The organism is Microcoleus sp. w1-18aA5 (assembly GCF_036701705.1).
GTDB lineage: Bacteria > Cyanobacteriota > Cyanobacteriia > Cyanobacteriales > Microcoleaceae > Microcoleus.
Genome location: NZ_JAUPTE010000030.1, coordinates 1 through 21,145, shown reverse-complemented (window position 1 = coordinate 21,145; position 21,145 = coordinate 1). Strand labels below are relative to the sequence as shown.

Here is a 21,145-nt window from a genome sequence, read left to right as displayed (position 1 = left end):
TCGTTTGAGCGGCTACAAATACAAGTGAAAAAACTCAAATACGCCCTAGTTCACGAATGGTTGACGCCCTTAGCTACTGGCGGTTCAGAACTCGTAGTACAGGAAATCCTCAAACACGTAGACGAGGCAGATGTCTATGCCCTCATCGACTTTGAATCGGCCAATCCCGAAAGCTATCTTTTCGGCCGACAGATTGGCACAACATTTTTACAGCACTTTCCCAAGGCCCGCAGCGGTGTCCAAAAATATCTGCCCTTTCTGCCGATCGCGATCGAACAACTAGATCTGCGAGAATACGACATCATCCTCTCCTCATCCCATGCCGTTGCCAAAGGCATCCTCAGCAGTCCCCAGCAAATGCACGTCTGCTACTGCCATACGCCCATGCGCTACGCTTGGGACTTAACTTTTGACTATTTGCGTAGCAGCAAAGCCGGACGGGGCATCCAGGGTCTGCTGACGCGATATTTGTTGCATCGACTCCGGCAGTGGGACGTAATTTCCGCCAATCGCGTTGATTATTTCATCGCTAACTCTCAACACACTGCGCGCCGAATTTGGCGGTGCTATCGGCGGCGGGCCCAGGTGATTTATCCGCCGGTAAATATCGAGCGATTTTCCTTGATGCGGCAAAAACAAGACTTTTACGTCACCGTTTGTCGGTTGGTAAGTTACAAAAACGTAAGTGCGATCGTCCAAGCATTCAATCAACTCGGGCATACTCTAATTGTCATCGGCACCGGGCCAGAATTAGAAATGATTCGGCAAATCGCCAAACCCAACGTGCAAGTGCTCGGCTGGCAACCCGCCTCCATAGTTGAAAAGTATATGGCAGAGGCGAAAGCCTTTGTCTATGCAGCTTGCGAAGATTTTGGCATAGCTTTGGTAGAGGCTCAAGCTTGCGGAACACCAGTAATTTCCTATGCAGCAGGGGGCGCTTTGGAGACAGTGCTCGACATTCGCCAACACCCAGAGACAGGAACTGGTTTATTTTTTTCCTCCCAAACCGCATCAGCATTAGTCGAAGCTGTCAAGGAATTTGAGCAGTTGCAAGGCAAATTTCGCCCAGAAATCTGCAGGTTGCGCGCTGAACAGTTTGCCCCCAAAGTTTTTGGGCAGCGCTATCTAGCTTTTGTGGAACGCTGCTATCAGGAATTTCACTCCCGTGATTTTACCGAGTCTGGGGCTTGAGAGTGCCAGAACCCGATAGCGTGACAATCTTCCTTCTGCCTTTGTATAAGTGCCTTGAGAAGACCTCTGCATCAGTGCCTTGTGCCTTTTTCCTTCGGCCGCCAGAAGCCCTCTTCCTTCTTCCTTCTGCCTTTTGAAGCCTTCTGAAGGCAGAAAATTGAGTATTGGAAACATAATTGAGAGAACAAAGCGTCTTGAGGCTTTATGATCAGGACTGTGTGTGGTGTGAAGTGAAGGAGTAAGATGACTGCCGACAGCCAACTAATCTCCGGCAAGGTAATTCGAGCGATCGCAAGACGCGGTTTTGGGTCTGTCCTGCAAGGAGATAGACGCATAAGCCGTTCTCTACAGAGCTTCGACGGAGAACTTTTCAAGCGGTTATTTGACATCCTGTTTTCCTTATCGGTTCTGATCCTGTTTGCTCCGGTTTACCTGCTTTTGGCTTTCTTAATCGCCTTAAGCTCGCCCGGTCCTATTTTTTACGTACAGGAACGAGTAGGCAAAAACCGTAAAAGGTTTTATTGTCTTAAATTCAGAACGATGGTGGAAAATGCGGACGATATATTGCTAGAAATCATGGAAAATTCTCCGCATTTGCGTCAAGAGTTTGAGGACAATTTCAAGCTGAAACAAGACCCTCGAATTACCTGGATTGGAAGATTTTTACGAATGACCAGTTTAGACGAGTTTCCCCAGTTTTGGAATGTTTTAAAAGGAGATATGAGTGTCGTCGGACCGAGACCTTTAGTTGAAGAAGAACTGCCGAGATACGGCAGTCACATCAACAAAATTCTCACCATAAGACCTGGAATTACAGGCTTGTGGCAAGTGTCTGGTCGCAACGATATTCCCTATCCCCGCCGAGTCCAAATCGACCTCTATTACGCAAATGACAAAAACCTTTGGATGGATATGTGGATTGTTTTCAAAACAATTGGAGTTGTGATTTTTCCCAAAAATAACGGCGCATACTAATTTTTGTCCGCAGTCAGCAATCGGTAGTTAGTTTTATTTGTTACTGACCACTGATGCTGACTACTGACAATCAGCGACAAACTCTTTGTCAAAACTAAACAGTTCCGGGATGCCGATCGAAGAATTGTGAGCTTAACTACAGGGGCAAATACTTAAATAAACCTACCTCTTATTCATCTAGAAAGATCAGTTCTTCTAGATAGACTACTTTAGGTTTAGGTGTTAAACTTAACTCTATAACCTTTGGCTTAAGGGGGATAGCCTACTTATCTTGGGATAGCCCACTACCCAACAGCGTAGGAAGTAAACTTCAACTGGCTTTAGGTAACTAAAGTGAAGTTTGAGTAAGTTTTATAAAGCAGTTTGAGAATACGGCAGAGAGCAACAGCCTCTGCCAAAAAATTTATTGTGAATTAACACAGCCTGTCAAAGGAAAATCAGATGACGCAACGTAAGCGAGCGCTAATAACAGGTATTACAGGTCAAGACGGCTCCTACTTGAGCGAATTACTGTTAGAAAAAGGATATGAAGTTCACGGCATTATCCGGCGCAGTTCTAGTTTCAATACCGATCGAATTGACCACATTTATGTCGATCCTCACAGCGAGGGTGCGCGCCTGTTTCTACACTACGGCGACTTGACGGATGGCACTACTCTCCGCCGGATATTGGAAGAAGTTCAGCCGGTAGAAATTTATAACTTAGGCGCTCAATCTCACGTTCGAGTCAGTTTTGACTCGCCGGAATATACGGTTGACACAGTAGGGATGGGAGTATTGCGGCTGCTAGAAGCAATTCGGGACTATCAGCACCGCACCGGCATAGAAGTGCGGTTCTATCAAGCAGGTTCTTCGGAAATGTTTGGTTTGGTACAGGAAGTTCCGCAAAAGGAAACAACTCCTTTTTATCCCAGAAGTCCTTACGCCTGCGCCAAAGTTTACGGGCACTGGCAAACAATAAATTATCGCGAATCTTACGGACTTTTTGCCTGCAACGGCATTCTGTTCAATCACGAATCTCCCCGCCGTGGCGAAACTTTTGTAACTCGCAAAATTACTCGCGCCGTGGCCAGAATAGTCGCCGGCAAGCAGAAAAAGATTTACTTGGGCAATCTCGATTCTAAGCGGGACTGGGGCTATGCTAAAGACTACGTGCGGGCGATGTGGCTGATGCTGCAACAAGACAAACCTGACGATTATGTCATTGCTACCAACGAGACTCATTCTATTAAGGAATTTCTCGATTTGGCTTTTACTTACGTCAATTTAGATTGGCAAAAATATGTGGAGTTTGACGAACGCTACTTGCGGCCGGCAGAAGTCGAACTGTTGATAGGCGATTCGACTAAGGCGCGCCAGCAATTAAAGTGGGAACCTTCTGTAACTTTTCAGGAGTTAGTACATTTAATGGTAGATGCTGACATGAAAGCTTTAGACGAGCAAGGTCGAGGTTCGGGCAACGGATTTGATTAACTCGCGAAACCAAGCCGTCAGTGCGAACAATTTGTAGGGGTAGGGCCCCGTGTCTACCCCTTTGGCGAAAGGCGCGCACCGAGGGATAGCCCCTGCACACACTTCACAACTGATCAGAGGATGGTTACAGCTATTAGCGAGATCGGCATTCAAAGAACCCCCTTAATTGCTCGCAAAATTTTAGGCTGTGCGGGCTAATAAAAACATTAAAATGATAGTTGAGGACTCGCTACTAATAAATCTAACTTTCGGGTGTGCACGGACCAGTCCCTATCAGCAGCAGCTAAAACAGATTTGTGGGCAACCGCGTCCTGTAGCTGGAGGCTTCTTTTGCTAAAGCAACAATTTTAGAATTGAAATTGTCGATCGACCTTTATTCAAAATCCCGAGGGTAAAATTATGACAAGCTTGGATTTAAGCAGCAAACGCATTCTAGTCACGGGCGGCGCCGGTTTCTTGGGCCGTCAGGTAATCGACCAGCTAGTGAAAGCAGGGGCCGATGCTGATAAAATTTCTGTAACTCGATCGCGCGACTGCGACCTCCGCGTCATGGAAAACTGCAAGCGCGCCGCCGACCAACAAGATATCATCGTTCACCTCGCCGCCCACGTCGGTGGCATCGGCTTAAACCAACTCAAACCCGCTGAATTATTTTACGACAATTTGATGATGGGCGTGCAACTAATCCACGCCGCCTACGAAGCAGGAGTCGAAAAATTTGTCTGCGTCGGCACGATTTGCGCTTATCCCAACTTCACCCCAGTTCCTTTCAAAGAAGATGACCTGTGGAACGGCTATCCAGAGGTAACTAACGCACCTTACGGAGTAGCGAAAAAAGCCTTATTAGTGCAACTGCAATCCTACCGCCAGCAGTACGGATTCAACGGTATCTACTTGCTACCAGTCAATTTATACGGCCCGGAAGATAACTTTGACCCGAAAAGTTCCCACGTCATCCCCGCATTAATTCGCAAAGTCCACGAAGCGCAAGAAAGGGGAGACAAAACACTCCCAGTTTGGGGCGACGGCAGCCCTAGCCGCGAGTTTTTGTATTCCACAGATGCCGCGCGGGGAATTGTGATGGCCACCCAAGATTACAGTGAATCTGACCCGGTTAATTTGGGAACAAATAGCGAAGTTAAAATTCGCGATTTAGTGGAAACCATTTGCGAATTGATGGGATTTGAGGGAGAAATTGTTTGGGAAACAGACAAACCGAACGGTCAGCCACGTCGCTGTTTGGATACGCAAAGGGCTACGGAAAAGTTTGGTTTTGTTGCGGAGGTGAAGTTTAAGGAAGGGTTGAAAAATACGATTGATTGGTATCGACAACACGCCGCGTAAGTGTGAACAACCCGGTTTCTTCAAGAAACCGGTTTTTTTTAGGAATAATACTAAATGCGGGTTAGAAACCTCAATTTATAATAGTCGGCGGTTGCAACCTATCCTACACAAACCAGTCCGCCTTTTGGCACTAATAAATTCTATAAATTTGGGTGATAATTCACTGACAATAGTCGGCAGCAGTGCCGTGTCCCTACTGCTGTGTCCTGTATTTCATCCGAGTGAAAACTGCTATAATACAAATACCTCGACTGAAATCATCGAAGACTAAAATTTGGGAAAGCCAATGATTGCCGATCGCACCCACAATTATATCTCGCCGGAAGAGTATCTGAAGTTAGAAGAACTCAGTCCGCTCAAACACGAGTATATTCAGGGCGAAACCTATGCAATGGCTGGTGCAAATGACGCTCATGTAACTGTTACTGTCAACTTAGTTACCTTGTTGAGAAATCATGTTCGGGGTAGTGGCTGTCGTGTCTATATGTCCGACATGAAAGCTAGGATTGAATCTAAGAATATTTACTACTATCCTGACGTGATGGTAACGTGCGATGAACGGGACAAGGCCTTTCAATCTTTTAAAAGATATCCTTGTTTAATTGTCGAGGTGTTGTCTAATGGTACGGAAGGATTCGATCGGGGCGATAAGTTTGCTGACTATCAAGAATTAGAAACGCTTCAAGAGTATGTATTAATTAGCCAAAAACGTGAGCGGGTAGAGTGTTTTCGCCGTAATGCTGAAGGGTTGTGGGTTTTGTATTCCTATAATCAAGGAAGCGAAATTCACTTGGCTAGCGTAGATTTTCGCACAGGTATTGATGCTATTTATGAGGATGTAGTTTTTACTAAGGAAGATTCAGAAGCAGATGTTGACGAAGTGCGATCTAGGGGATAAATGGAAAGTGCGATCGTACCTCAGTTAAGGAAGGGCGATCGCTTTTGATATATTTAAAATGCCAGCATCAAACCGCCGATAAATTGTAATATTTGGATGAGAGCCTCAATAGATAGTCCCAGTGAACCCGCCAACGACCCCATCGCCGTCGCTATTTCAGGAACAGCAGCACCAGAACTGATTAAAGCTATCAACTGGCCAATAACTTCAATAACAACGGGTACGTTAACAGCCAAGCCAACCAGAGCCGCAACAGAAACTGCTCCAACCCTGAAAGCTTCGAGTAGTGTTGTTAGCTGTGCGATCCCGTTGGGGCCTTGGGCGTGAATGTAATCTAAAATTTGTGCGATTGCTGCTACCAGTGCGTCCATACTTCTTTCCTTTTAGGGTAAAATGTCTGCGATTAATCAATACTGTCAGTCAACTAGCTGAAAAAGCATTTCAAAAAATAGTCGGATTATTTCAAGCAAACTCAACTCATTTCTCATATCTCTACGAGGGAAAAAAACAACTATTTATTAGCTTTAACCCGTTATTTTTCTGACAAATTTTCTATGCTTATCAATGACATCAGCAACCTCTTTGACCGTATCCTTTTGCTCTGGCGACAGCGGACATTTTAGCTTAGGTTCTCTTTTTGCTTTGTCAGCCATGAGCTTAATACTCCAATCTTGTGCTATAGTTTATTAGCGGAAAATGCTCGCTTATTTTTGGATAATATCATTATATTTACAATGATGTCCAGTCATAAAAAGTCAGAAAATGTAAGTTATTTTACTAGACGCTAACTCTCAAAAAAAGTCAAATGTTGCCATCCATGTCATAAAATGTCATAAAAGAGCAGGTATAATAGGCTAAACCCCTAAACTTAACTCACCGATGGACGTTAAAGAAGTCTTGAGATTTGCCGACGACCTGGTTTTCGCTAAGACGGGAGAACATTTGGAGGATCTGCAAGAAGCTATCCTGGGGGGTGTATGGGAAGGTCAAAAATACTCTCAAATCGCAGAAGCATCGCATTGTAGCGAAGGTCACGTCAGGAATGTAGCTTCCAAATTATGGAAGCGTTTATCAAATGTATTAGATGAAGAAGTCACTCCATCCAATTTACGCTCGACACTGGAGAGACGACAATTATTCATCATTTCATCAAATTCGGGAAACGATTTTTTTATTGGTAATGTCAATGTCTGTAAGGATAGTCAATTTTCAGAATATCCACAAACCCGATCGCCCTCAACCCCCACCTCAGACACCTCCAAACCCCAAACCCGACTAGACTTAGCAGACGCACCTCATATTTCATCATTGTTCGATTCGCCTGATGGCGATAGCTTCGCTTCACGCACATCCGAACTCGCCACCCTCGAAAAATCGATCGTCCAAGAAAAGTGCAACCTCGCAGCAATATCAGGACTCAGCGGCATCGGCAAAACCGCACTTTCCCTCCACCTCATCCACAAAATTCAGCATAACTTTGAATGCGTCATCTGGCGAAGTCTCCGCCACTCCCCACCCTTAGAAACAACCCTAAAAAATCTCCTAAAATTTCTCTTAAATAAACCCGAAATCGAACTCCCTACCAGCATCCCAGAGCGAATTTCTCTGTTAATGGAATACCTGCGAAAAAACCGCTGTCTCATTATCCTAGACGACGTGCAAACCATTCTCAGCAGCGGACAATTAGCAGGAAATTACCGCCCCGAATGCGAAAATTACAGCATCCTCTTCAGACAAATCGGAGAAACAACCCACAACAGTTGCTTAATCCTCAACAGTTGGGAACCACCCAGAGAAATTACCGCCTTAAAAGGAGAAAAATCACCCGTTCGCACCTTGCAACTCAAAGGCATAGGTACAGCAGCAGCCGAAATTTTTCGACAAAAAAGTTTACTCAATCCTGAAACATGGGAAAACCTAATTAACGCCTACCGAGGCAATCCATTGTGGTTAAAAATAGTCGCCACCACTATTCAAGAAATATTCCGAGGTAGGGTTGCAGAATTTTTAAAATATGATAGGCTATTCTTAGGGGAAGAATTGGCAGCAACATTGCACCCGCAGATAAATCGTTTGTCAGAATTAGAAAAAAACCTCATCAGCCGCCTCAGCCGCGAAGCAAATTCAGTTTCAATAGAGCAATTGCTACAAGATGCCGATTTATCGCCCTCCGAGTTATTCAACGGGCTGCAATCTTTGGGGAGGCGATCGTTAGTTGAAATAGAAGAACAGGAGAATGAAACGCTATTCAGCGTTTGTCCTGTGGTGAGACAATATGTAATATCAAATCCAGTTTGTTGATACTTTCCGACAGTCCGGCAGTCCGACAGGGGTTGAAACCCCTGCCTCAAAGCTAAAGTCGGTTAAAACCGACTAAAGAATGTGATAAAAATGCAATTAATTGTAGTCCTCTTTTAGAGGACTTTCGCTGTGATACAGGGGTTTTTAACCCCTGTCGGACTGGAAGTCAAACGAGAGATTCGATCGCAAATATGAATACTGCTGAACCTTCATTAACTAAAACAGAATTAAGAAAATCGCTCCTCAACACCCGCAAATCCCTATCAGCACAAGAATGGAGACAAAAGAGCGATCGCATCTGCAATCACCTGCAAAACTCGTCCCTATTCACCCAAGCAAAAACAATCCTCGCCTACTTCAATTGTCGCCAAGAACCCGATTTAAGTCCCCTATTTGTAACTCCCCGCAAATGGGGATTTCCCCGCTGTGTCGGCAAAGAGCTATCCTGGCACATCTGGCAGCCTGGAGATGCTTTACATACAGGAGCTTATGGCATACTCGAACCACTGCCGGATGCTCCTAAAATAGACCACTCAGAAGTAGATTTAATGCTCGTACCTGCAGTAGGCTGCGATGTTCGTGGCTATCGCTTGGGCTACGGCGGTGGCTATTACGATCGAATGCTCAGTTTAGCTGAGTGGGAATCAAAAGTTGCGATCGGCATTATCTTTGAATTTGCCTTGGTCGCCCAACTACCAGTTGACTGCTGGGATAAACCGCTGCAGAGCATTTGTACAGAAAGTGGTTGCAAAATTGCACAGCGAAAATCTTAAACGGGCATAAACAAATTAATTTTCCGCAATAATGCCTATATCCTCTTAATCTAGAATCTAGAATCTAAAACCTAAAATCTCAAATACTATGGCCCAGCGCTACGTTCGAGTCAAAACAACACAAGGACACATCCACTACGGTTTACTGCAACTGGGCCACAGCGTTCAAGTATTTGATGCACCGCCCTGGTTAAAAGGACAACCAACCGATTTGGAACTTTCACCAGATACTTACCAAATTCTCGCCCCGTGCTCTCCCTCAAAAATTGTAGCCGTAGGCAAAAATTATGTCGATCACGCCGCCGAGATGGGAACCCCAGTACCGGAAGAACCCCTGCTGTTTTTCAAGCCTCCGAGTGCCGTCATCCCAGCAGGTGCAGAGATTCGTTATCCGCAGCAGTCGGAAAGGGTAGACTACGAGGGAGAATTAGCCCTGGTAATTGGCGAACATTGTACCAACTGCACTCCCGAACAAGCACACAGCAAAATTTGGGGATATACGATCGCCAACGACGTAACAGCCAGAGATTTGCAAAAGCGGGACAACCAGTGGGCCAGGGCCAAAGGGTTCGATACTTTTTGTCCCTTGGGGCCTTGGATTGTCCGCGAACTGAGTCCTGCTGCACAATTGCAGACTTTTGTCAATGAGAGCGAGCGACCGGTACAGTCATCCCAGATCGATCGCATGGTATTTTCGCCAGACTTTCTCGTCTCCTACATCAGTCAAGTAATGACCCTAATTCCCGGTGATGTGATACTGACGGGAACGCCGCAAGGAGTAGGGCCGCTACAAATAGGCGATCGAGTCCGCATCGAAATTGAAGGCATCGGCAGTCTTGAAAATACAGTAGTTATTAGTAATGGCTAATTGGTAATTACCGCCAACAACTAACAACTAACAACTGCCAACTGCCAACTGACTAACGAACCTGCATATAAACAGCATCCGAAAGCGGAGGAATCTCTGCATAGCGTCCCAAAAGCGACTGCACGACTGCATAGACAAATGCAGCAAAAGCGCCCAAAAACACCATGTTATACAGAGTTTCCGCAATAAATGCGACTTGAACGCCGTTAGAAAAAATCGGCAAAACCAGACCACACAGCATCAAAACAATGTCTAAAAGAATCGCCTGCATCGCATTAAAACGAATGAAGTGACTGATGTTTTCGTTTCTAACTACTCCTAAATACAGAGCAAAGAAGATAATCAAGCTAGCAAAGGGCAAACTATAAATTTGCATCAATGGAGCTAGCGGTATCAACAACAGTTGCAGGACAGGAAACTGTGTAAACAGAAACCTGCCAAAGGCAAGCCCGTCAACCAACGGAAGCAAATAAGGCAAAGAAGCAAAAATCCGGTCTGGAACAGTTGTAGATCCGCGCCAAGTCATAATGAACTCTCCTGAGTCGATCAATTAACTATGAATTCCATTAAACTCAGGATAACGCAGCAGCAGGGTTTGTGTTCCGACTCGCCCGGAATTGGCTTTTTACTCAGCGGGGAGCAGCCTCAACTACCAATGGCAGGCTTTCTTATTTAATATTGGCAATGACGAAGCCCATTTGACACTCGTACCGATCGGGCAAATTTTCCGTAGGTTTAGCAACTGGATGTCCACAGCGAAGCTCTCCACCACTCCAGCGCGGTTGCCCAGTGCGATCTGCCAGCAAACAACTTTGGCAAACACACTGAGGGGCAAGCATCTGATTTTCCATTAAAATGACTAACATTTGATACCTCCGGCAGGTTTCACACCAGTAATTTCATTGTATGTCAGGAGTTGGGGACAAACCGCTTAACCTGAACACAACGTAATATTTATGTCAATGGTGCGAAATCCGTAGTACGGTATAAGATCCCCAATTCCCAATCCCAAAACTGTCAAGAGGTTGATTATTGTGACGGACACTAACTTAGAATTCCTTTCCAAAACCGATCCGCTAATTGCCGATTTAATCGGGCAAGAGCTCCAGCGGCAGCGAGACCACCTAGAACTCATCGCCAGCGAAAACTTTACCTCCGCAGCGGTAATGGCAGCTCAAGGCTCAGTGCTGACCAATAAATACGCCGAAGGACTGCCAGCGAAACGGTACTACGGCGGCTGCGAATTTATTGACGGCATCGAGCAAATCGCGATCGACCGCGCCAAACAGCTATTTGGAGCTGCTCACGCCAACGTCCAGCCCCACTCCGGCGCTCAAGCCAACTTTGCAGTATTTTTGAGCTTGCTGGAACCCGGAGACGGAATTATGGGCATGGATTTGTCCCACGGCGGCCACTTGACCCACGGTTCACCAGTCAACGTATCCGGCAAATGGTTCAAAGCTTTTCACTACGGCGTCAGCCAAGAAACAGAACAGCTCGACTACGACGAAATTTTGGCACTTGCCAAAGAAAACCGCCCGAAATTGCTCATTTGTGGCTATTCAGCATATTCACGAATTATCGACTTTGAGAAGTTTAGAGCGATCGCCGACGAAATCGGAGCCTACCTGCTCGCCGACATCGCGCACATCGCCGGGTTAGTCGCCACAGGGCATCACCCCAACCCCCTCCCCCACTGTCACGCAGTCACCACCACCACTCACAAAACCCTGCGTGGCCCCCGTGGTGGCTTGATTATGACCAATGACCCGGAATTAGGTAAAAAGTTTGACAAAGCAGTTTTCCCGGGTACTCAAGGTGGGCCCTTAGAACACGTCATTGCGGGCAAAGCAGTAGCTTTCGGCGAAGCATTAAAGCCTGAATTTAAAACTTATTCCGGTCAAGTAATTGAAAATGCGCGCGCTTTAGCTGCACAGTTGCAGCAGCGGGGTTTAAAACTCGTTTCCGGTGGCACGGACAATCACTTAATGCTAGTTGATTTGCGATCGGCAAATATGACAGGCAAGCGAGCGGACCAATTAGTCAGCGGTGTGAATATTACTGCTAATAAAAATACCGTGCCTTTCGATCCGGCATCGCCCTTTGTCACCAGCGGTTTGAGACTCGGTTCGCCGGCGATGACCACCAGGGGAATGGGAACAGCAGAATTTACCGAGATTGGCAACATTATTGCCGATCGCCTGCTAAATCCAGATGATGAAAGCGTCGCAGCCGACTGCCTGCGTCGAGTAGCAGCACTGTGCGATCGCTTCCCCTTATATCCCCACTTGTACTTGAAAGTGCCGGCATTAGCTTAATTTTCCTGATCGGCAATGGGAAATTGGTAGTTGGAAGTGTACGGGTAAAAGGGTAAAAGAGCAGGAAAAGATTGAGAGTTGCCGGTAGCGATATTGACAAGCGGTTTTCACCAAAAATATCGATCGCCAATACGGTTTTTAGTACAGATATTTGTCGGGCGGGGCTGGTTTGACTAACGGTATTTGTCGGTTGCGAAAGATACCGGTCAACTGGGCCCGCTCGCCAAATATAGACTTTTTGGCTCGCGAAAAAGTCTATATTTCAAATCGTTAATTCGAGAGTTATGAATGAACAACCTGACAATTCGCCCCAGGGCAACTGCCATTGCGGCAAATCTCCGACTCCCAAACCCCCAGTCGCTCTTCAAGATGTTTCCTTGTGATAAGCCATCTGAAATGTAGTAGACTCTGCCTGACAGACTAATTGCCCCGCACTATTTAAAATTGATTTCAGATGCCGTACCAGTATCTGTACCACATACTCGCTTTTCTGGTTTCTGCGATCATCGTCCTCTGGAGTACGCCAATAGTCAAAAAAATTGGTCTCAAAAGCGGGCGAGTCGATCGGCCAGGCGAGCGAAAAGTCCACAAGCGCCCGATGGTCCGTTTGGGAGGAGTTTCCATCTTTCTCGGCACTATCATTGCCCTCTTATTTGTCTGGCTCTCAGGAGGCTTCATCGATGCTAACGGACAAGTTCTCAATCCCAAAGACGAATACGAAATTTGGGGAGTCACCCTCGGCGGCATCGGATTCTTCCTCATCGGTTTAGCAGACGACCTATTTTCGCTCTCGGCCTTAAAACGCTTGCTCATGCAAATTGGCGTATCCAGCATCGTTTGGTACGCGGGCGTACAAATTGAGTTTCTCACAGTTCCCTCCTTGGGACTGACTAATATTGGCTGGCTGAGCTTGCCAATTACCGTGATTTGGCTCGTCGGCATGGCGAATGCCATCAACTGGATTGACGGTTTGGACGGTTTAGCTGCCGGAGTTTCAGGGATTGCAGCAGTTGTAATGCTGATTGTCAGTCTGGCGATGCACCAACCGGCGGCGGCCCTGATTGCAGCGGCTTTAGCTGGCGGGGCCTTGGGATTTCTGCGCTACAACTTCAATCCGGCTCAAATCTTTATGGGAGATGGCGGGGCTTATTTTATCGGGTTTACTCTCGCTGGAGTGGGAGTAATTGGGTTAGTTAAAACTACGGCTGTTACTTCTGTGTTGCTGCCATATTTAATTTTAGCTGTACCGATTTTAGATATGTCGGCGGTGATTCTCGATCGACTTCGCAACGGCAAGTCACCGTTTATTGCTGATAAGCGCCACCTTCACCACCGACTTCTACAAGCCGGACTATCCCATCGATTTGCGGTTTTATTTATTTACTCGCTGACACTGTGGGTTGGAAGTTTAGCCCTAGCTTTTTCGGTTCCCAGTGGCGTAATTTACGCTATGGGTGCAACCAGTTTACTGGGATATGCTAGCTGGAAAGTTTGGAGACACGCTCGATAGTCAGTTGACAGTTGACAGTTGACAGTTGACAGTTGACAGTTGACAGTTGACAGTTGTCAGTTGTCAGTTGACAGTTGACAGTTGTTAGTAAGAATCACCAATCACCAATCACCAATCACCAATAACTAATCACTAATGACCAATGCCCAATGCCCAATGCCCAATGCCCAATCCCCAATTCCCCAATCCCCAATCTAAAATCCAAAATCTAAAATCTAAAATCGAATAATGGTTGCTGAAATTATTTGTGTTGGCACTGAATTGCTGTTAGGCGATATTCTTAATAGCAATGCCCAGTTTTTAGCCAAAGAATTAGCGAGTCTGGGAATCCCTCACTACTATCAAACAGTGGTGGGGGACAATCCAGAACGCATCAAACAAGTGTTAGAAATTGCTGTCAGTCGATCGCAGCTTTTGCTGTTCACCGGAGGTCTGGGCCCCACACCAGACGACCTCACAGTCGAAACCATCGCCGATTTTTTTGGGGTTCCCCTCATCGAAAAGCCGGAAATTATCGCAGATATCGAATACAAATATGCTCAGCGGGGACGCACCATGAGTCCCAGCAATCGCAAACAAGCTTTAATTCCAGAAACTGCGGATATTCTGCCGAACCGCAGCGGTTCTGCACCGGGCATTATTTGGCAGCCGGTTTCTGACGTGACAGTAATGACATTTCCCGGCGTACCGGCGGAAATGCACTTAATGTGGCGAGAAACCGCCGTTCCTTACCTGAAAAATGGCGGCTGGTGTAGCGCCACTATTTACAGCCGCACATTAAAATTTTGGGGGATTGCTGAGTCGGCATTGGCGGAAAAAGTAGATAGTTTTCTCAATTTAACTAATCCTACTGTGGCTCCCTACGCCAATCACGGCGAAGTCAAACTGCGGATTTCGGCCCGCGCGGATTCGTCCGTGGCTGCGAAAAACTTGATTGAGCCGATCGAACAACAATTGCGACAAATTGCCGACTTAGACTGTTACGGTGCTGATAGCGATACCCTCGCTTCCACTGTCGGCCAATTGTTGCTTGATGCGGGGCAAACTCTTAGCGTGGCTGAATCCTGCACGGGAGGTGGATTGGGGGCGATGCTGACTGGTGTTCCCGGCAGTTCGAGCTACTTTTTAGGCGGGATTATTTCTTACGACAATCGGGTTAAGGAAGGATTATTAGGTGTTGATCCGCAAGATTTAGCCGAGTTTGGGGCTGTCAGCCACCAAGTAGCAAAACAAATGGCTGCGGGAGTTCGCGCCAGCCTCAATACCGATTGGGGATTGAGCATTACAGGCATCGCCGGGCCTGGAGGCGGCACAGATGCTAAACCTGTCGGACTGGTTTATGTCGGTTTAGCGGGCCCCGACGGCGACACAGAAAGTTTTGAATACCGTTTTGGCGATGCCAGAGGCCGCGATTGGATTCGGAATCTGAGTAGCTGTACGGCGCTCGATCGGCTCCGGCGTAAATTATTGTTGGCAAAAGCGTAGAAAAAATCCTACGATTGGTCAATTGTCAACAGTCAACCGTAAGCTTAAGCTTTATTTAAGACTCTATACTCTGATATAATTCGGCAATTTTCCTTTTGCCTCTTGATTATCTGTAAAGATTCGTTATGATAATAAGATAGGACTGATTGGCCAATATACTGAATCTCTCCATTGCTCAAAATAACCAGCAAGCGAGAAAGCAAGTTTGACCTTTGGTTTCAAAGTCGTGCTTGCTTATTTTTAGATATTTAGCCGTCGGTTTAGCAATCTAGACTATAAAAAAAGGAGCTATCCGTTCAATGGAAGACATTGAAAAGGTGCTGGAAGAAATTAAAGAATGGGTTCGCAAGCTGATAGAAGGACTGCTGAGTCCCGATCCTGAACCGGAACTTGAACCGATTCGTATTCCTGTCAACCAACCAAGGAATCGCAGGTAGTCGGGACTGAATTAGAAGATTGAGGTTTAAGGTTTGACGTTTGAGGTGGCAGGCTGGTTCTAAATCCCATGTCAAAACTCTCATAATTTTTGTTGCGCTGGAAATTTTAAAATTGTTAAATATCCTGGTACTTCACGGCCCGAATCTGAATCTATTGGGTCAGCGAGAACCTGGAGTTTATGGTTCTGCGACTTTAAATGATATCAACAAGTTGCTAGAACGAGAAGCGCAAGCCCTCCAGGTGCAAGTCTCAATTCAGCAGTCAAATCATGAAGGGGTATTGGTGGATGCAATTCACTCGATGTTAGGGCAGCACCAAGGCTTATTGATTAATGCTGGAGCTTATACTCATACGAGTGTGGCAATTAGAGACGCGATCGCCGCAGTGAATATCCCTGCGGTAGAAGTTCATCTGAGCAATATTTATCGACGGGAAGCTTTTCGGCATCACTCGTTTATCGCAGCGGTGGCGATCGGGCAAATCAGCGGTTTTGGCTCAGAAAGTTATCGGCTGGGGCTGCAAGCTCTAGTTAGTTACCTGATTAAAAATTAGAAATTTACCGATTGTAGCGATCGGATAAGGGCAGGTTTTAGATGGAAAACCAGCCCTTATATGTTTGGGTTGAATTCAAATTAATCACAAAAGTTACGCAAAGAAGGAAACCACGAATAATTCTAAATTACCAATTACCAATTACCAATTACTAACAACTTGAGTTAAATTCAAATGCGGCATTCCCTGTTGAGCAAGTTTCAAGGAACCATCCTAGGGGCAGTTTTAGGAGACTCTATAGGCCTGCAATACCAGAGGCAACTCGTGGGTATTCCCCCCCAAACAGAAGACTTGCAGCCGATTTTACAACTGACGAAACACCAACAATTGACCGTAAGTGGCGCAACATTAGCGTTGAATTCTGTCAACAGTAAAATCCCAACTCGCAGAGACTCATCCGCATCCGGGAGACTTGCGGTAGCGTGTGTTCAAAGTTTAATTCAGTGTAGGGGTTTAGATTTAAAGGATTGGCGCGATACTTGGGAAGCATTTGCCAAGTCGGAAATCTACCATCCCGGCAACAGTGAGTTTCAAACCCTGCTTAACCCTGGTGAAGCTGCTGTTGCTGCGCTGCCATCCGCGATGTTTTTTCACGAAAATAAAGCCAAGCTGCGAGAAAAAATCATGCTGGCGATAGAGGTTTGGCACAACGAAAACCAGCCAGAATGGGAAACAGCAATTTTAGCAGTAGCATATACGATCGCCCGATCTCTCAAAGAAAGACTTGACCCCGCGACAGCGATCCAGCAAACACTTGCCTACCTGAAAACAGATAATGCCTTAACAGAGCTGCTGCTGCAAGTGCAAATACTACTAGAAAAAGGAGCCGATTTAGAAACAGCCGCCACTCATCTGTGCAAAAGCGCCACAGCTTTGCGAGACAGACAGGGCGAAGGTGAAAAAAAAATACAAACCGAGTCAATTGTCAACCCTGGAAATTTCATTCCCATTGCCTTAGCTTTCTACTGCTTTTTGAACACCCCAGAAGACTTTCGCTTGTCAGTGGTGCGCGCTGCCCGCTGTGGCATAGCTGGACAAATAACCTGCGCTTTGACAGGAGCTTTGTCTGGAGCCTATAACGGCGTTGGTGCGATTCCTGTAGAATGGCGACAGGTATCTTCGGCTGAAGTTAATTCGCTGCAGCTAGCCGAGGGCCGAGAACCCTCGCTCTGGGGAACTGGAAGCGATGCAAAAATTGTAGAGTTAGCAAATAACCTGTTTGCTGTTTGGACCGGAGTTTACAAGCCCGATGCCGGACTCGATTCCGCAGCGCTAGCCCGCTCGGTGGCTGCACCTTATGTCATTAGACCTCGTAAAATATAAAGTTTGGAGCTTTTAACGGTAAGGGGAAACCAGAAATTAGCAATTAGCCATTAACAAGTCAAAAGCGAAAGTTGAAGGAGAGCCACAATTAAAGATTAAAAAGTGAAAAATTAAATGTGAAAAATTAAATGGGACGCGCTTGCCCCAACAAGCCAGGTTTAAACGAGAATATGGGGTTGGAAAACGAACAATCTACGGAGAAACAAGGTTTTTAGCCCTCGCGCGCGAGTTCCGTTCAATATGGACAAGGGAAGCAAATAAGCTGCTTGCGTTGTTGGCCACCGTTAGGAAAGTCAACTGATGGCGATAGTCAGGCAAAGTAGTCTGGGGGGTTGAATATTCAGCCAGGGTAGTTCGGATAAAATCAATCAAGATGCATAGTCAGAAATTCTGACAAAGCTGCTGGATAACAGTGATATATCTTCGACACAAATGAATACGCTCTCCTCATTGATGCGGCAGATTGAGCAGCTAGGGGCTGCGCGCTCACTGCGCCAACACATTGCTAAAGTGCAAAATGGCTACAGCAAAGCAGATACCGAGCGCGCTAGCGGGCCTCTCCTGAGCCGTTTGTCGCGCCAGAAATGGCTTCTTCCCGAGACTTTTACTACTAAATTTACAAGTAAAACCTCCAAATCAAGCCTCAAAAATCAAGCTCGTTCCCCTATGTTGGCGCTGGTAGCGGTAGTTTCCCTAAGCAGCGCTCTGGGCCACCGCTTCTACAACCAGCCGAAACTGGATGTGGGCACGAAAGCTCCTCAGACGATTAAGGCTCCTGCTACTGCTAGCGTCCCCGATTACAAAACTACTGAAGAACAGCGGAAAGCAGCGCGGACCGGGGCTGTAGCGATATTAATGCTGGATTCGGCGGTCGATCGACAAATTCATCAAGAATTGCAACAATTTTTGCAGCAGGGAAGCGAGCTACGGGAGGCGGTAGGCCCGTTTCCGTTTGCGAGTACCTCGGCGCTCTCACTTGCGGTTCAGGTTTACTTGCGGGGCTGTCCCGAGTGGGAGTGGCGCTCGATTTTGGCGCAAGCGGGTGACAAAAGGGCAACTTCCGAGCGATTGAGTTTGGATTCCCCGGCAATTGCTGGGGCAACAGATAACAAGTCTCAGCAAGATGCTATAGCTCAACTGCAAGCTTACAGCCGATCGGTCCGGGCGGCAGACTTTCAAAGCCTGACAGACAGTATTTCCTCTGCTCGCCAGCGCTATCTCAATGCTGTGGAGGCGCTGGAAAAACCTTCGGTTTTGGGGCTGCCACAGATTTACGATACTTCGCTGTTTGATTGGTCGGATGTAGCTTGGCAGAAAACCCAAACCGGTATGAGTCGGGCGGCAAAAAGGATGGTGGCTCAAGGTATCCCGCAGGGGTTGCCCAAAGAGATTTTGCAAGAAGCCGTGAAGCTGCAAGTGGCTGATGAAGTGCCGTTAGAGTCCCAAGCTTTGGCGGTGGAGGGTTTAACAGCGATTTTGCAGCCAAATCTGGTGAGAGATCGCGAGGAAACCAAACAGCTAGCTGAATTAGCGGCGCAAAAGGTGAAACCGGTGATGATCGCAGTAGATCAGGGCGAGATAATTGTTGCCCAAGGACAAGAGATCTCGCAGCAAGATTTCGTGTTGCTGGACTATTTTGGTTTAAGTCGGCGGGGGGTAAATTGGCTGGGGCTGACGGGTTTTGTTTGTTTAGTCGGGGGGGCAATTGCGATCGTACTGCTGGTGGAAAGGCACTACCGCTTGCGCCGCAGAGATCATTTGCTATTGCTGCTGCTGACTTTGAGCGCGCCGGTGCTAGTGAGTTTGGGGCTGCCTTGGACGAGTTTGCCGGCGATCGGGATTTTAGCGGGCGGCTTCTACGGTTCGGCAGTGGGAGTGACTGTGGTGGGGCTGCTGTCGGCGCTGCTACCCGTTGGCTTAAATGTGGACTTGATTCATTTGGTGGCTAGCGGGGCGGGGGGATTGCTGGGCGCTTTTATGGCCGGGCGGCTGCGATCGCGCGAGGAATTGGCTCTTTTGGGCTTGGCTCTTGGGTTGACTCAGGGCACGGTTTATCTGGTGGGGACTTTGATTGCCAGCGCCGCTGTCGGTGCGATTTGGTACGTTGTGCTCGGTACTGTGGGCGCGCAAAGTTTGGCCGGTTTGGCTTGGAGCGTTGTGGCGATCGGCATCAGCCCTTATTTGGAACACGTTTTTGACTTGATTACGCCGATCCGGCTGGCGGAACTTGCCAATCCCAACCGCCCGCTGTTGAAGAAGTTGGCTGCCGAGGCTCCGGGGACTTTTCAGCACACGCTGTTTGTGGCGAGTTTGGCGGAGGCTGCGGCCCGGGAACTCGGCTGCAATGTTGAGCTGGTCAGAGCTGGAACATTATACCATGATATTGGAAAAATGCACGATCCGCTCGGATTTTGTGAAAATCAAATGGGTGGGGGCAACAAACACGATGAAATTAATGACCCTTGGGGGAGCGCGGAGATTATTAAAAAGCACGTTACCGAAGGTTTGGTAATGGCGCGAAAGCATCGATTGCCGAAGGCAATTCAGGCGTTTATTCCCGAACACCAAGGTACAATGTTAATTGCTTACTTCTACCACCAAGCGCAGCAAATTGCTGCCAAAGAAATAGAAGATTTAAAGATTACTTTGCCAGATGCGGATAATTCAAAGTTAACAATCGCAAGTCGCCAAGTGAGGGAGGAGGATTTTCGCTACGATGGGCCGATTCCGCAGTCGCGGGAAACCGGGATTTTGATGCTGGCGGATTCTTGCGAGGCTGCTTTGCGATCGCTCAAGGATGCTACTCATGAAGAGGCTTTGAATATGGTTAATCGGATTTTGAGGGCTCGCTGGCAGGATAATCAGTTGATTGATTCGGATTTGACGCGGGAGGATATGTCTCTAATTGCGGAGATTTTTGTGCGAGTTTGGGAACAGTTCAATCACAAGCGGATTGCTTACCCCAGTGCAGTTTTTACTCCCAGGTAGGAGTGAATTTTTAGTTATGAAAAATCTGTTCGCATTTCAGTTGTGAATGAGATTTTATTGCGATTTGCCCCGCAAATAGCCATGCACTTCAGGATTGTTACTGACAATTACCACAGTTTGTTTGATTCCTCAAACTTCCGAAGAGTAGATATCTCTTTCGCCGGCTAGGTGCGATCGCAATTTTTGCCAGTCTGGGGCATCGATCGCATTTGCAAAAGCGATGATAATATCTACAACCCCAGCGCAGTGAACAATCCAGCGGATGTCCGGTAGTTCGTACATAGCAAATAAATTTTGTGAGTTGTATCGCAGAAGGAATAAATACTAATTTTGGACTTCCAATCCCCATGCCCCATGCCCCATGCCCCATGCCCCATGCCCCATGCCCCATGCCCTCATTCTATCCTCAGGGTAAGAGCATCTCAATCAGGCTTGACACAAGCACTTGAGAATCTGCATCATATAGTCATCATTCATCGCCGCTCGTTTCTTTTTTTGTCGCAAACTACGTCGGAGAGTCGTTTCTTGATTGATGGCATTAAGTGCCATTCGTCTTAGAAGAGCCAAGTTTTGAGGGCTGTTTAACGACCGAATGCGGCATTGGTCTTCATTAAAAGTGACATCTAAAGTCCATTGGTGACAAGTTAAGGAAAAAGGGAAATTGTCAAGGGTAGTATTTGCATGGGTCTGGGATCGTGGGAAACTTAT

Annotated in this window: 20 protein-coding genes and 1 pseudogene; 15 read left to right on the top strand and 6 right to left on the bottom strand. The window is 46.9% G+C overall.

Annotation, left to right across the window (positions count from 1 at the left end):
- Nucleotides 1-24 precede the first annotated feature (24 nt).
- The 5 genes from Q5691_RS13240 (at nucleotide 25) to Q5691_RS13220 (ending at nucleotide 5,881) form a co-directional block, all read left to right on the top strand.
- Nucleotides 25-1,191, top strand: a complete 1,167-nt coding sequence (locus tag Q5691_RS13240) for a glycosyltransferase (RefSeq protein WP_333213177.1) — start codon at nucleotides 25-27, stop codon at nucleotides 1,189-1,191.
- A gap of 243 nt (nucleotides 1,192-1,434) precedes the next feature.
- Nucleotides 1,435-2,166, top strand: coding sequence for a sugar transferase (locus Q5691_RS13235; protein ID WP_333213176.1), 732 nt, complete (start codon nucleotides 1,435-1,437; stop codon nucleotides 2,164-2,166).
- A 441-nt stretch (nucleotides 2,167-2,607) separates the two neighbouring features.
- Nucleotides 2,608-3,639, top strand: coding sequence for a GDP-mannose 4,6-dehydratase (gene gmd / locus Q5691_RS13230; protein ID WP_333309211.1), 1,032 nt, complete (start codon nucleotides 2,608-2,610; stop codon nucleotides 3,637-3,639).
- 399 nt (nucleotides 3,640-4,038) lie between these two features.
- On the top strand, nucleotides 4,039-4,983 hold the full coding sequence (locus tag Q5691_RS13225) for a GDP-L-fucose synthase (RefSeq protein ID WP_333345150.1): 945 nt from the start codon (nucleotides 4,039-4,041) through the stop codon (nucleotides 4,981-4,983).
- A gap of 286 nt (nucleotides 4,984-5,269) precedes the next feature.
- A complete protein-coding gene (locus tag Q5691_RS13220) occupies nucleotides 5,270-5,881 on the top strand; it encodes a Uma2 family endonuclease (RefSeq protein WP_333345182.1) in 612 nt (203 codons plus the stop codon).
- A gap of 53 nt (nucleotides 5,882-5,934) precedes the next feature.
- On the opposite strand, the gene Q5691_RS13215 is transcribed toward Q5691_RS13220, so the two are convergent.
- Both Q5691_RS13215 and Q5691_RS13210 read right to left on the bottom strand, forming a co-directional pair.
- Nucleotides 5,935-6,252, bottom strand: a complete 318-nt coding sequence (locus tag Q5691_RS13215) for a hypothetical protein (protein WP_333345148.1) — start codon at nucleotides 6,250-6,252, stop codon at nucleotides 5,935-5,937.
- 153 nt (nucleotides 6,253-6,405) lie between these two features.
- Entirely contained in the window at nucleotides 6,406-6,534 is a 129-nt protein-coding gene (locus Q5691_RS13210; protein WP_333345146.1) for a hypothetical protein, read from the bottom strand.
- A 226-nt stretch (nucleotides 6,535-6,760) separates the two neighbouring features.
- Between Q5691_RS13210 and Q5691_RS13205 the strand changes: the two genes are divergently transcribed.
- The 3 genes from Q5691_RS13205 (at nucleotide 6,761) to Q5691_RS13195 (ending at nucleotide 9,823) form a co-directional block, all read left to right on the top strand.
- Nucleotides 6,761-8,182, top strand: a complete 1,422-nt coding sequence (locus Q5691_RS13205; RefSeq protein ID WP_333345144.1) for an ATP-binding protein — start codon at nucleotides 6,761-6,763, stop codon at nucleotides 8,180-8,182.
- 191 nt (nucleotides 8,183-8,373) lie between these two features.
- Nucleotides 8,374-8,955 carry a 5-formyltetrahydrofolate cyclo-ligase gene (locus tag Q5691_RS13200; RefSeq protein ID WP_333345142.1) on the top strand — a complete coding sequence of 194 codons (582 nt, stop codon included), beginning with the start codon at nucleotides 8,374-8,376 and terminating at the stop codon, nucleotides 8,953-8,955.
- 88 nt (nucleotides 8,956-9,043) lie between these two features.
- Nucleotides 9,044-9,823 (top strand): fumarylacetoacetate hydrolase family protein, encoded by a 780-nt coding sequence (locus Q5691_RS13195; protein WP_333309204.1) that lies wholly within the window; start codon nucleotides 9,044-9,046, stop codon nucleotides 9,821-9,823.
- A 52-nt stretch (nucleotides 9,824-9,875) separates the two neighbouring features.
- On the opposite strand, the gene Q5691_RS13190 is transcribed toward Q5691_RS13195, so the two are convergent.
- Both Q5691_RS13190 and Q5691_RS13185 read right to left on the bottom strand, forming a co-directional pair.
- Nucleotides 9,876-10,349 (bottom strand): Tic20 family protein, encoded by a 474-nt coding sequence (locus tag Q5691_RS13190; RefSeq protein ID WP_333077581.1) that lies wholly within the window; start codon nucleotides 10,347-10,349, stop codon nucleotides 9,876-9,878.
- A 142-nt stretch (nucleotides 10,350-10,491) separates the two neighbouring features.
- The gene (locus Q5691_RS13185; RefSeq protein WP_006631916.1) at nucleotides 10,492-10,689 is read right to left on the bottom strand and encodes a hypothetical protein; all 198 of its coding nucleotides are present in this window, start codon (nucleotides 10,687-10,689) and stop codon (nucleotides 10,492-10,494) included.
- Nucleotides 10,690-10,857: 168 nt separating this feature from the next.
- Between Q5691_RS13185 and glyA the strand changes: the two genes are divergently transcribed.
- The 7 genes from glyA (at nucleotide 10,858) to Q5691_RS13150 (ending at nucleotide 20,437) form a co-directional block, all read left to right on the top strand.
- On the top strand, nucleotides 10,858-12,141 hold the full coding sequence (glyA, locus tag Q5691_RS13180; RefSeq protein ID WP_333081031.1) for a serine hydroxymethyltransferase: 1,284 nt from the start codon (nucleotides 10,858-10,860) through the stop codon (nucleotides 12,139-12,141).
- A 454-nt stretch (nucleotides 12,142-12,595) separates the two neighbouring features.
- The gene (locus tag Q5691_RS13175) at nucleotides 12,596-13,651 is read left to right on the top strand and encodes an MraY family glycosyltransferase (protein WP_333210598.1); all 1,056 of its coding nucleotides are present in this window, start codon (nucleotides 12,596-12,598) and stop codon (nucleotides 13,649-13,651) included.
- 228 nt (nucleotides 13,652-13,879) lie between these two features.
- Nucleotides 13,880-15,136, top strand: a complete 1,257-nt coding sequence (locus Q5691_RS13170; protein ID WP_333309201.1) for a competence/damage-inducible protein A — start codon at nucleotides 13,880-13,882, stop codon at nucleotides 15,134-15,136.
- 299 nt (nucleotides 15,137-15,435) lie between these two features.
- Entirely contained in the window at nucleotides 15,436-15,573 is a 138-nt protein-coding gene (locus tag Q5691_RS13165) for a hypothetical protein (protein WP_333081027.1), read from the top strand.
- Between the two features lie 112 nt (nucleotides 15,574-15,685).
- Nucleotides 15,686-16,126 carry a type II 3-dehydroquinate dehydratase gene (aroQ, locus tag Q5691_RS13160; protein WP_138920973.1) on the top strand — a complete coding sequence of 147 codons (441 nt, stop codon included), beginning with the start codon at nucleotides 15,686-15,688 and terminating at the stop codon, nucleotides 16,124-16,126.
- A gap of 174 nt (nucleotides 16,127-16,300) precedes the next feature.
- Complete coding sequence (locus Q5691_RS13155; protein WP_333210602.1) at nucleotides 16,301-17,449, top strand: ADP-ribosylglycohydrolase family protein; 1,149 nt, start codon at nucleotides 16,301-16,303, stop codon at nucleotides 17,447-17,449.
- Between the two features lie 432 nt (nucleotides 17,450-17,881).
- Nucleotides 17,882-20,437, top strand: a complete 2,556-nt coding sequence (locus Q5691_RS13150) for an HDIG domain-containing metalloprotein (protein ID WP_333309199.1) — start codon at nucleotides 17,882-17,884, stop codon at nucleotides 20,435-20,437.
- Nucleotides 20,438-20,566: 129 nt separating this feature from the next.
- Here the strand turns inward: Q5691_RS13150 and Q5691_RS13145 are convergent, their stop codons facing one another.
- Complete coding sequence (locus Q5691_RS13145) at nucleotides 20,567-20,719, bottom strand: hypothetical protein (RefSeq protein ID WP_333210606.1); 153 nt, start codon at nucleotides 20,717-20,719, stop codon at nucleotides 20,567-20,569.
- Between the two features lie 144 nt (nucleotides 20,720-20,863).
- Nucleotides 20,864-21,070: pseudogene (locus Q5691_RS13140) on the bottom strand (transposase); the annotation flags it as partial.
- Nucleotides 21,071-21,145 lie beyond the last annotated feature (75 nt).